Source organism: Streptomyces sp. NPDC056503 (genome assembly GCF_042794995.1).
In the GTDB taxonomy this organism is placed as follows: Bacteria; Actinomycetota; Actinomycetes; order Streptomycetales; family Streptomycetaceae; genus Streptomyces.
In genome coordinates this window covers 1-11,061 of record NZ_JBHTST010000199.1, presented here as the reverse complement: position 1 = coordinate 11,061, position 11,061 = coordinate 1, and the positions used below count along the sequence as shown (strand labels likewise).

The following is an 11,061-nucleotide window of genomic DNA, read 5'->3' as shown; positions in this document are numbered from 1 at the left end:
GCCCGGGGACAACGCCCCGGGCCGGCCGCTCGCCGCGGGTCAGGCGCGGGCCGAGAAGCTCGCGATCCGGTCGGTCGCGTCGGAGTGGTCGTAGATCTCGATGAGGACGTTCTCGCCCTCCGCGAAGTCGAACGGGACCACGTGCGGGTTCTGGTCACCCGTCGCGTAGAAGACGGCCGACCAGCCGTGGGTCTTCGTCCAGAGCCGGACGTAGACGGTGTCGCCGTCGGCGGCCGGGTCGTAGATCCAGAGGTTCTCGCCCTTCGGGTGGAACTCCACCTTGGAGACGAGCCGGCCCGCGTTCCGCACTTCGACCTTGAGGGCCTCGCCGTCCGCGTCCTTCTCGAAGTAGGTGTCGTCGAGGGAGTCGTACAGGTAGCACCCGCCGGGGGCGGGCGTGACCGGGAGGGTTCCGCTGATCCTGTCGCAGTTGTCCGTGTCCACCCGGGCGTAGCGGACGTCCAGTGTCCCGTACGCCTGGGCGGGCGGTGCCGTCGCCAGCAGCGTGCCGGCCATGGCGGCCGCCGAAGCCAGTGCGAACGCGGCCTTCCTCCGTGCGTGCATGTGGGGTTCCCCTCGGTCTGCGGATCGCGTCGATCCGGGCGGCGACTGTCGCCGTGACCTCAGTTTTCGCCGTCGCGACGTTGTCCAGCAGACCCCTCCGACCACTGTGGACAACCGGCCGACCTCGCACGAGGGATCCTTGCCGCCCCGGAATCCCGGGCCTACCGTGGCCGGGTTCGGCGTCGGGGGACGCGGTACGCGGGACGGGGGAGAAACGGTGGGACGTCGTGAACGGCCGCTGGATCCGGCGGACGGGCCCGTGGAGCGGTTCGCGTACGAGTTACGCCTGCTCCGCCAGGAGGCCGGCGGCCTCACCTACCGGGCGATGGCGGCCCGGGCCCACTACTCGGCGGCGGCTCTCGCCCAGGCCGCCTCCGGAGACCGGCTGGCGACCCTGCCGGTGGCCCTCGCCTACGTCGGCGCGTGCGGCGGCGATCCGGACGAGTGGGCCGAACGCTGGCGGCGGACGAGCCGCGAACTGACCGAGCGGGCGGCGGCCGACGACCCGGCCGGGGCGCCCTACCTCGGCCTCGCCCGGTTCGAGGCCGAGGACCGGGAGCTGTTCTTCGGACGCGAGCGCCTGCTCGCCGGGCTCGTCACCCTGGTGCGGGAACGGCGGGTCGTCGCGCTGGTCGGGGCGTCCGGCAGCGGCAAGTCCTCGCTGCTGCGCGCCGGCCTGGTGCCCGCCCTGCGCGAGGAGCCGGGCCCGCACCGGCCGACCGGTATCCACGTCCTCACCCCCGGCCCCCGCCCGGCCCGCACCCACGCGCGGCTGCTCACGCCGGAACGCGTCGGCCGGGGCGCGGTGCTGCTCGTCGACCAGTTCGAGGAGGCGTTCACGCTCTGCGCCGACGCCGCGGAGCGCGCCCGCTTCCTCGACCTGCTGCTCGCGGCCGCCGAGCCGGGGCGCGGCGCCCGCGTGGTGATCGCGGTGCGGGCCGACTTCTTCGGACACTGCGCCGCCCACGGCCCGCTCGCGGAGGCCATCCGGGACACCACCCAGCTGGTCACGCCGATGAGTCCCGAGGAGCTGCGCGAGGTGGTCGTGCGGCCGGCGGCCGCCCGGGGCCTGGTCGTCGAGCGCTCGCTCACCGCCCGGATCGTGCGTGACCTGGCCGACGCGCCGGGCGGCCTGCCGCTGCTGTCGCACGCGCTGCGGGAGACCTGGCGCCGCCGGCACGGCCGCACCCTCGCCGAGAGCGCCTACGAGGAGGCCGGCGGCCTGCACGGCGCGCTCGCCCGCTCCGCCGAGGAGTTCCACGCCCGGCTCACCCCCGCCCAGGCCGCGACCGCCCGCCGGGTGCTGCTGCGGCTGGTCGCGCCGGGCCAGGGCACCCAGGACACCCGCCGCCCCGCCGACCGCGCCGAGTTCGAGGTCGCCGCGCCGGACACCGCGCTCGTCCTCGAACGGCTGGCCCGCGCCCGGCTGGTCACCCTCGACGGGTCGACCGTCGACCTCGCGCACGAGGCGCTGCTCACCGCGTGGCCCCGGCTGCGCGGCTGGATCGACGAGGACCGTGAGCGTCTGCACGTCCAGCGCCGCCTCACCGAGGCCGCCGACGCCTGGGTCTCGCTCGGCCGGGACGGCGGTGCGCTGTACCGGGGGGTGCGGCTGTCCACGGCGGCGGAGCGCTTCCCGGTGGTGGACGGTGTCCCGGACGATCTCACCTCGCTGGAGCGGGAGTTCCTCACCGCGAGCAGCGGTGCGGACAGCCGCGAGCGGCGCCGCCGTCGGTCGCTCACCGCCGTGCTCTGCGCCGTCCTCGCCCTGGCCCTGACGGCGGGTCTGGTCGCCTGGCAGCAGAACCGGGTCGGCGAGCGGCGGAGCGTCGAGGCCGAGGCCCGCCGGATGGCCGGCGTCGCGAGCAGCCTCCGGTCGTCCGACCCGCGTACGGCGATGCGGCTCGGGCTGGCGGCCTGGCGCCTCGCCGACCTGCCGGAGACCCGGTCCGCGGTGCTGAGCGGCATGGCCCAGCGGGAGCTGGACGCGTTCGAGGACCCCGACGGCGACCCGCGTACGGTCCGCTCCCTCGGCTCCGACGGCCGTACCCTCACGAGCATCGGCCGGGATCGCGTCACCGTCCGCGACGTGGAGACCGGCGAGGTCCTGCGTTCCTTCCCGGGGCTCGGCGAGGACGTGGACCGGGCCGGATTCAAGCGGGGGGACGGGGACCTGGTCACCTACTTCCCGGACGGGGCGACGGGGGAGCGCGCCGGCCGGGTCGCGGTCCGCGACCTCTCGGGGCGGCGGCCCGACCTCGTGCTCGGCCCGGCGGCCGGCGGCGCGGAGATGAGCCCGAGCGGACGGCAGGTCGTCGGGTACGACCACACGGCCACCGAGTACGTGATCACGCTGTGGGACGCGCGGACCGGGCGGGCGCTCATGGGGCTGCGGGCGCCCAGGGACGCGGCGGCGGACTCGACGGGCGTCCAGGTGGAGCAGGGGACGATGGAGCGGCAGGCGAGGGAACGCCGCCCGCTCGCCCCGGACACCCCGGACGTGGCGGTCAGTCCGGACGGCCGGAGGCTCGCCTTCTGCGTGGCCGGGCGACCGCTGGAACTCTGGGACGTCGTCGAGCGGAAGAGGTCGACCGTCGGGTGGACCTCCGACCGGGACTGCCGTGAGGAGAGGTACCGGTTCGTCGCCGGCGGCCGCGTGCTGGCGCATGTCCACGAGGGGGACATCCGGCTCTGGGACATCGACGACGGTGTCGAACGGCCGTCGCTGGAGTACCGCAAGGTGGTGCGGATCGGTTCCAGCACGGACGACGGCTACCTCGTCGCGCAGAGCCAGACCGAGGTGCTGCTGTGGCGGCTGGACGCCTCGGACCGGCCGCTCGTGATCCATCCGACCAACGGCGAGTTCCCGGCCGAACCGAGGGTGGACCCGCGGACCGGCCGGTTGCGTTTCCTGGCGGGACCCGAGCCGGGAGCGGAACCCGTGGTCCGTACGCTCGACGTCAGCCGCGCGGTACGGGCGGACTGGCGGCCGGTCGCCTCGCTGAAGGCGGCGTTCGGCCCGGACGGACGCGTGCTCGCCACCGTGGACCCGCCCGGAGCGGACGGGATCGCCCGCTTCGGACTCGTCGACGGGAACACCGGCACACCGGTCGCCGAACTGCCCGGGCTGTCCTGCCGGTCACGGCCGTCCCCCGGCGTACCGGCGTATCTCGGACCACCCTGCGAGGTGTCACTGGCGTTCCGCCCCGACGGCAGGCAATTCGCCTATTCCACCAAGGGGTTGGGCTTCGCCAGGAAGATCGGTCTCTGGGACGTCGGGCGGCGGGGCCCGGTCGCGCTGTCCGGTGAACCTCCGGACCGCTGGACGGAGATCGCCCTCGCGCCGGACGGCCGGGTGGTCCTGCCGGGCAGTCCGTCGGGGGTCGAGTTCTGGGATCCCGTGCGGGGACGGGTGACCGGGAAGGTGGCGGGGCTCAAGGGCCGCGGCTTCACCGTCCGCCCCGACGGCCGGTTGATGGTCACGCTCGCGGGCGAGGTCGTCGACCTGCCCCGCACGGCGGCGGTTCCGCGGGCGCAGAGTCCCGGCGCGGCCGTCCGGTTGCTGGAGTTCAGCGGCGACGGCCGGTACCTCGCCGCCGGGGAGTGGGCGGGCCGCGTCACCCTGTGGGACGGCGGCGTCGAGCGCGGCCTCGGTGTGCTGACCCGTGCCGACCTGGGTGAGGAACCGGTCAGCGCCCTCGCCTTCTCCCCGGACGGCCGCACCCTGGCGGTCGCCCACGACGACGACGTCGTCCAGCTCTGGGACCTCGGCTCCCACCTGCCCGTGGGCTCCCCGCTCCCCACCGTCGGCGACAGCGTGCACGACCTCGCCTTCTCCCCGGACGGCACGACCCTCCGGGTGGCCGGGGCGCACGCGCCGCTCCAGCGGATCGACGTCACCCCGGGCGCCGCCGCGACCGACGTGTGCCGACGGGCGGGCGGCGGGCTCGACCGGGAGGAGTGGCGCATCCATGTGAACGGTCTGCCGTACCGGCCCACCTGCTGACCGCCCGTCACCCACGGACGAGGCACCGCCCGGGTCCGGTGCGGGGACCGCGGCACGTACGCCGCCGGCGGTGCGGGCGGGTAACGGCTAGCGGGTGCCGGGTGCCGGGTGCCGGGTGCCGGGTGGGCGGCATCCGGGTCCCCTCGGCACCTCACGTGCCCACTCGTCCATCGGACCCACCCGCCCTTCGCTTTCGGAAACGAAGGGCGGGCGCTCCCGGGGTCAGGCGGAATCGCGCACGACGAGTTCCGTGGGGATCACGAGGGGCTCGTCCGGCAGCGCCGCGCCGCCGAGCCCGGAGAGCAGCAACCGCGCCGCGGCCCGGCCCATCTCGCGCATCGGCTGACGGACCGTGGTCAGCGCCGGCTCGGTGTGCCGGGCCATCGGCAGATCGTCGAAGCCCACGACGGCGACGTCGTCCGGCACGGCGCGTCCGGACGCCCGCAGGGCACGGAGCGCGCCGGCCGCGATGAGGTCGTTGTGCGCGAACACCGCGTCGAAGGCGACCCCTTGGGCGAGAGCGCGCTCGACGGCCCGGCGCCCCGTCTCCTCGGTGAACTCGCCGTCGAGTACCAGCGAGGCGGGAAGGACGGACGCGAACCCGTCGAGCCGCTCGCGTACGCAGCCGAAGCGGGGCGGGCCCGTGATCACCAGCGGCCGCCGGCGGCCCGAGGCCAGCAGCCGGGCGGCCGCGGCGGCGCCGCCCGCGCGGTTGGTGGTGGCGACGTGGGGGAGGCCGGGGCGGGGGTGGCCGTGGTCGTCGATGAGGACGACGGGCATGCCGCGCCGCCGCATCTCCGTGACGGCACCGAGGCTGTCCTCGGGCACGATCACCAGGAGTCCGTCGAAGGCCCGGGCGGACACCTGGGCCGTGAAGTGGGCCATCGAGCGGGGGCCGCCGCCGGAGGTGTGGAGCAGCATGCCGTATCCGGCGGCCTCGACGGTGTCGGCGACGCCCTGGAGCACCTCGCCCATCCACGGCCAGGTCAGGGAGGGGGTGAACATGCCGATGGTGCGGCTGCTGCCCCGGGCGAGTCCGACGGCTCCCGACCGGGGGACGTAGCCGAGCCCCGCGATCACTTCTCGAACACGGGCGGCGGTGGCGACGTCGACCTCGGCCCCGGTGTTGAGGACCCGGGAGACCGTGCTCTTGCTGACCCCGGCGGCACGTGCGACGTCGGAGATCGTGACCGGCATCGACGGACCTCCTCGGAAGGGCGTGACATCGCTGTCGGAACCGGTTCCGAGGCGATGGACGTGAGTCAACAAGCGCGGGGGCTTGGCGTCAAGACTTCACGTCAGGACTGACGAAAACTCAACAGCGGTGCCGGAAAACAGAGTTGCTCGTTCAACAGCCGAAGGAACCACCTCTTGACGTGTCTGGTTCAGACCTTTAGGTTCCCGGCTCGGAAAGCGAAACCGATTCACAGCTGTGAACGGCGATCGCTCGCTCCGTGCCCCACCGACGAGCCCGTCCGCCTGTCGAGAGGACCCCCATGCGTCCCCCCACGCACCCCCACCGCACCACCGGCCGCCTGCCACTGACCCTGGCCGCGCTCGCCCTCGCCGCCGGCAGCCTCACGTTCGCCTCCGGCACCCCCGCCGAGGCCGCCGCCGGCCGGATCACCGGCATCGGCGGCACGTGCGTCGACGTCGCCGGCGCCAACCCCGCCAACGGCACCGCCGTCCAGCTCTACGACTGCAACGGCACCACCGCCCAGACCTGGGACGTCGGCTCCGACGGCACCGTCAAGGCCCTCGGCAAGTGCCTGGACGCCGCCTCCGGCGGCACCGCCAACGGCACCCGGATCCAGCTGTGGGACTGCAACGGCTCCGCCGCCCAGCGCTGGTCCGTCACCGCCGCCCGCGACATCGTCAACCCCCAGGCCGACAAGTGCCTGGACGCCACCGGCAACAGCTCCGCCAACGGCACCCCCCTCCAGCTCTGGACCTGTACGGGCGCCGCCAACCAGAAGTGGACCGCTCCCGCGCCCGGCGGCACCGACCCCGGGACCGGCGGGAACATGGCGGTCGCCCCCTACCTGTACAACGGCTGGGGCAGCCCGCCGAGCCCGACCACGGTCATGAACGCCACCGGCGTCAAGTGGTTCACCCTCGCCTTCGTCCTCAGCAACGGCTACTGCAACCCCCAGTGGGACGGCAACCGCCCCCTCGTCGGCGGTGTCGACCAGCAGACCGTCACCACCGTCCGCGCCGCCGGCGGCGACGTCATCCCGTCCTTCGGCGGCTGGAGCGGCAACAAGCTGGAGAGCTCCTGCTCCAGCGCCGGCGAGCTGGCCGCCGCGTACCAGAAGGTCATCAGCGCCTACGGACTCAAGGCGATCGACATCGACATCGAAGCCGCCGCCTACGACAGCCCCACCGTCCAGCAGCGGACCGTCGACGCCCTGAGGACCGTCAAGGCGAACAACCCCGGCCTCAAGGTCTACGTCACCTTCGGCACCGGCCAGAACGGCCCCGACACCGGCCTCGTCGACCGCGCCGCCGCGGCCGGCCTCACCGTCGACGCCTGGACCATCATGCCGTTCAACTTCGGCGGCAACGGCCAGAACATGGGCACCCTGTCCACCCGGGCCGCCGAAGGCCTGAAGACCGCCGTCAAGAACGCCTACGGCTACACCGACGACCAGGCCTACCGCCACACCGGCATCTCCTCGATGAACGGCGTCACCGACGTCGGCGAGACCATCACCCAGAACGACTTCCGCACCATCCTGGCCTACGCCCAGCAGCGCCACCTCGCCCGGCTCACCTTCTGGTCCGTCAACCGCGACCGGCCGTGCACCGGCGGCGGCGCCGACACCTGCTCCGGCGTCGCCCAGCAGCCCTGGGACTTCACCCGGATCCTCGCCGGCTACACGGGCTGACCCACACACAGCACCCCCCACACACAGCACCCCACACACACCCAGCACCCCCACGCCCTCAGACCCCCACACCTCCAGAGGACTTCCATGCCCCTGTCCCCACCCCCTCCGCGCCGCCGTCTGGGCGCCCTCCTCGCCGCGGCCGCCGCGGTCTGCTCCACCGTCGTCGGCCTCGCGCCCACCCCGGCCACGGCCGCCCCCTCGGCGGCGGCCGCCGCACCGCCCACCGGCTGGATCACCCTCGTGAACAGCGGCAGCGGCAAGTGCCTCGACGCCAAGGCCGCGTCGACCGCGAACGGCACGGCCGTCCAGCAGTACGGCTGCAACACCACCACCGCCCAGCAGTGGACGGTCACCCCCACCACCGACGGCTACGTCCGGATCGGGAACCGGAACGACCCGGCGCAGGTCGTCGACGTGAAGGACGTCTCCACCGCCGACAACGCCCCCGTCCACCTGTGGACCTACGGAGGCGGCGCGAACCAGCAGTGGCAGGCCGTCGACGACGGGGGAGGGGCCTTCCGGTTCGTCAACCGGCACAGCGGCAAGTGCCTCGACGTCCCCGCCGCCTCCACCGCCGACTCCGTACAGCTCGTCCAGTACACCTGCAACGGCACCGCCGCCCAGCGCTTCCAGGCCACTCCGGTCAGCACCCCGCCCGGCGACGTCGACCTCGGCCCGAACGTCGTCGTCCTCGACCCGTCCATGCCCTCCACGACCGTGCAGGGCCGCCTGGACACCCTCTTCCGCCGGCAGGAGACCAACCAGTTCGGCCAGGAACGCTACGCCGTCCTCTTCAAGCCCGGCACCTACGCCAACGACGTCAACGTCGGCTTCTACACCCAGGTCCTCGGCCTCGGCCCGTCACCCGACTCGGTCACCATCAACGGCGCCGTCCACGTCGAGGCCGACTGGTTCCCGCCGCAGAACGCCACCCAGAACTTCTGGCGCGGCGCCGAGAACCTCTCCGTGACCCCCACCGGCGGCACCGACCGCTGGGCCGTCTCCCAGGCCTCGGCCTACCGCCGCATGCACGTCCGCGGCAACCTGGAGCTCAGCGACGGCGGCTGGTCCAGCGGCGGCTACCTCGCCGACAGCAGGATCGACGGCCAGGTCCGCTCCGGCACCCAGCAGCAGTGGCTCACCCGCAACTCCCAGCTCGGCAGCTGGACCGGATCCAACTGGAACATGGTCTTCGTCGGCAGCCAGGGCGTCCCCGCCACCAGCTTCCCCAGCCCGCCGCACACCACGGTCGACCGCGCCCCCGTCACCCGCGAGAAGCCCTACCTCACGGTCGACACCGCCGGCGCGTACCAGGTGGTCGTGCCTCCGGTCCGCACCGACTCCACCGGCGCGGGCTGGACCACCGGCGCCCCCGAGGGCACCCGGCTCGGCATGGACACGTTCTTCGTCGTCAAGCCCGGCGCCACCGCCGCCCAGATCAACAGCGCCCTCGACGCGGGCAGGAACCTCCTCGTCACCCCCGGCGTCTACCACCTCGACCAGACGCTCCGGGTCACCCGCCCCGACACCGTGGTCCTCGGCCTCGGCCTCGCCACCTTCGTCCCCGACAACGGCGTCAAGGCGATGACCGTCGCCGACGTCGACGGCGTCAAGATCGCGGGCATCCTCTTCGACGCGGGCACGGTCAACTCGCCGGTTCTCCTCGAAGTGGGCCCCGCCGGCTCCGCGGCCTCCCACGCGGCCAACCCCACCTCGCTCCACGACGTGTACGTCCGCGTCGGCGGCGCGGCCGTCGGCAAGGCCACCACCAGCGTCGTCGTCAACAGCGACCACGTCATCGGCGACCACATGTGGATCTGGCGCGGCGACCACGGCACCGGCATCGGCTGGACCGTCAACACCGGCGACACCGGACTCGTCGTCAACGGCGACGACGTCACCATGTACGGCCTGTTCGTCGAGCACTACCAGAAGTACCAGACCGTCTGGAACGGCAACCGCGGCCGCACGTACTTCTACCAGAACGAGATGCCGTACGACCCGCCCAACCAGGCCGCCTGGATGAACGGCACCACCCAGGGCTACGCCGCCTACAAGGTCGCCGACTCCGTGACCAGCCACCAGGCGTACGGCCTCGGCAGCTACTGCTACTTCAACGTCAACCCGAGCGTCACCGCCGAACGCGCCATCGAAGCCCCCAACCGGCCCGACGTCCGGTTCCGCAGCATGGTCACCGTCTCGCTCGGCGGCACCGGCACCATCCGCCACGTCGTCAACGACCGCGGAGGACCGTCCAACTCCTCCACCAACGTCGCGAACCTGGTGAGCCACCCGTGAGGAGACTCCTGACCGCGCTCCTCGGCCTCCTCGCCCTGGTCCTCGCCACCGCGACCGGCACCGCCACCGTCCACGCGGCCCCGGCGGCGCCCGCCGCCCCCGACTTCAAGGTCCTCGCCCTCGCCAGCGGCACCTGGGACGCCGCCCACATCGACTTCGTCGAAGAAGCCGACGAGTGGTTCCCGCGCACGGCCGCGGCGAACAACTTCACCTACACCCCCTCCACCGACTGGAACCTCCTCGCCAACGGCGGAGTCGACGCCTACGACGTCGTCCTCTTCCTCGACGACGCCCCGAAGACCGCCGCCCAGCGCGCCGGCTTCGAGCGCTACATGCGCGGCGGCGGCGCCTGGCTCGGCTTCCACGTCTCCGCCTTCACCACCGACGCCTCCGCCTGGAGCTGGTACTACGACGACTTCCTCGGCAGCGGGAACTTCCGCTCCAACACCTGGGGCCCGACCACCGCGGTCCTGCGCACCGAGAACGCGGGCCACCCGGCCGCGGCCGCCCTGCCCGCGACATGGACCTCCGCCGTCAGCGAGTGGTACAGCTGGTCCAAGAACCTGCGGGCCGACCCCTCCATCAAGGTCCTCGCCTCGGTCGACCCGTCGAGCTTCCCGCTCGGCACCGACCCGAACCAGTCCTGGTACGGCGGCGACTACCCGATCGTCTGGACGAACAGCCGCTACCGCATGCTGTACGCCAACTTCGGCCACAACGCGATGAACTACGCCACCGACACCCGCACCTCCTCGACCTTCGCCTCCGCCACCCAGAACCGGCTCCTCGTCGACGCCCTCAAGTGGCTGGGCGGCGCCCCCGTGACCACCGACCCCTGGTACACGCTCACCTCCCAGGCCAACGGACTCTGCGCCGACGCCCGCGCCGCGGCCACCGCCGACGGCACGGTCGTCCAGCAGTACACCTGCAACGGCACCGCCGCCCAGCAGTTCCGGCTCACCCCCACCGACGGCGGCCACGTCCGCCTGGCGAACCGCAACGACCCCGACCAGGTCCTGGACGTCACCGACCGTTCGACCGCCGACAACGCCCCCGTCCAGCTCTGGACCTACGGAGGCGGCGCGAACCAGCAGTGGAAGGCCGTCCCCGAACCCGCCGGCACCCACCACTTCGTCGCCCGCCACAGCGGCAAGTGCCTCGCCGTCGCCACCACGGCCGCCGGCAACTCCGTCCCCCTCGTCCAACGCCCCTGCGACGACTCGGCCGCCCAGAGCTTCCGCCTCACGCCCCAGCCCTGACGCACACCCCGGTACGGCCGAGGGCCCGCGCCCGCCACACGGC

At 73.4% G+C, this 11,061-nt stretch carries 6 protein-coding genes; 4 read left to right on the top strand and 2 right to left on the bottom strand.

Going from position 1 to position 11,061, the window contains the following annotated elements; all coding sequences use genetic code 11:
* Positions 1-39: 39 nt before the first annotated feature.
* Complete coding sequence (locus ACFQ8C_RS34920; RefSeq protein WP_383465662.1) at positions 40-564, bottom strand: hypothetical protein; 525 nt, start codon at positions 562-564, stop codon at positions 40-42.
* A gap of 217 nt (positions 565-781) precedes the next feature.
* Between ACFQ8C_RS34920 and ACFQ8C_RS34915 the strand changes: the two genes are divergently transcribed.
* The gene (locus ACFQ8C_RS34915) at positions 782-4,570 is read left to right on the top strand and encodes a hypothetical protein (RefSeq protein WP_383465660.1); all 3,789 of its coding nucleotides are present in this window, start codon (positions 782-784) and stop codon (positions 4,568-4,570) included.
* Between the two features lie 222 nt (positions 4,571-4,792).
* On the opposite strand, the gene ACFQ8C_RS34910 is transcribed toward ACFQ8C_RS34915, so the two are convergent.
* Positions 4,793-5,767 carry a LacI family DNA-binding transcriptional regulator gene (locus ACFQ8C_RS34910; protein ID WP_383465658.1) on the bottom strand — a complete coding sequence of 325 codons (975 nt, stop codon included), beginning with the start codon at positions 5,765-5,767 and terminating at the stop codon, positions 4,793-4,795.
* A 299-nt stretch (positions 5,768-6,066) separates the two neighbouring features.
* Between ACFQ8C_RS34910 and ACFQ8C_RS34905 the strand changes: the two genes are divergently transcribed.
* The 3 genes from ACFQ8C_RS34905 to ACFQ8C_RS34895 all read left to right on the top strand — a co-directional run bounded on the left by ACFQ8C_RS34905 (position 6,067) and on the right by ACFQ8C_RS34895 (position 11,018).
* Positions 6,067-7,458: a ricin-type beta-trefoil lectin domain protein gene (locus ACFQ8C_RS34905; RefSeq protein ID WP_383465656.1), complete on the top strand. Its 1,392-nt coding sequence runs from the start codon at positions 6,067-6,069 to the stop codon at positions 7,456-7,458.
* An 87-nt stretch (positions 7,459-7,545) separates the two neighbouring features.
* Positions 7,546-9,759 carry an RICIN domain-containing protein gene (locus tag ACFQ8C_RS34900; RefSeq protein WP_383465654.1) on the top strand — a complete coding sequence of 738 codons (2,214 nt, stop codon included), beginning with the start codon at positions 7,546-7,548 and terminating at the stop codon, positions 9,757-9,759.
* Positions 9,756-11,018 carry an RICIN domain-containing protein gene (locus tag ACFQ8C_RS34895; RefSeq protein WP_383465652.1) on the top strand — a complete coding sequence of 421 codons (1,263 nt, stop codon included), beginning with the start codon at positions 9,756-9,758 and terminating at the stop codon, positions 11,016-11,018. The genes ACFQ8C_RS34900 and ACFQ8C_RS34895 overlap by 4 nt, the downstream gene beginning before the upstream one ends.
* The last annotated feature ends 43 nt before the right edge of the window (positions 11,019-11,061 follow it).

Excerpts from the sequence above, each read along its gene's own strand:
- ACFQ8C_RS34920 (WP_383465662.1), bottom strand. The coding sequence starts at position 564 with ATGCACGCACGGAGGAAGGCCGCGTTCGCACTGGCTTCGGCGGCCGCC.
- ACFQ8C_RS34910 (WP_383465658.1), bottom strand. The coding sequence starts at position 5,767 with ATGCCGGTCACGATCTCCGACGTCGCACGTGCCGCCGGGGTCAGCAAG.
- ACFQ8C_RS34905 (WP_383465656.1), top strand. The coding sequence starts at position 6,067 with ATGCGTCCCCCCACGCACCCCCACCGCACCACCGGCCGCCTGCCACTG.
- ACFQ8C_RS34900 (WP_383465654.1), top strand. The coding sequence starts at position 7,546 with ATGCCCCTGTCCCCACCCCCTCCGCGCCGCCGTCTGGGCGCCCTCCTC.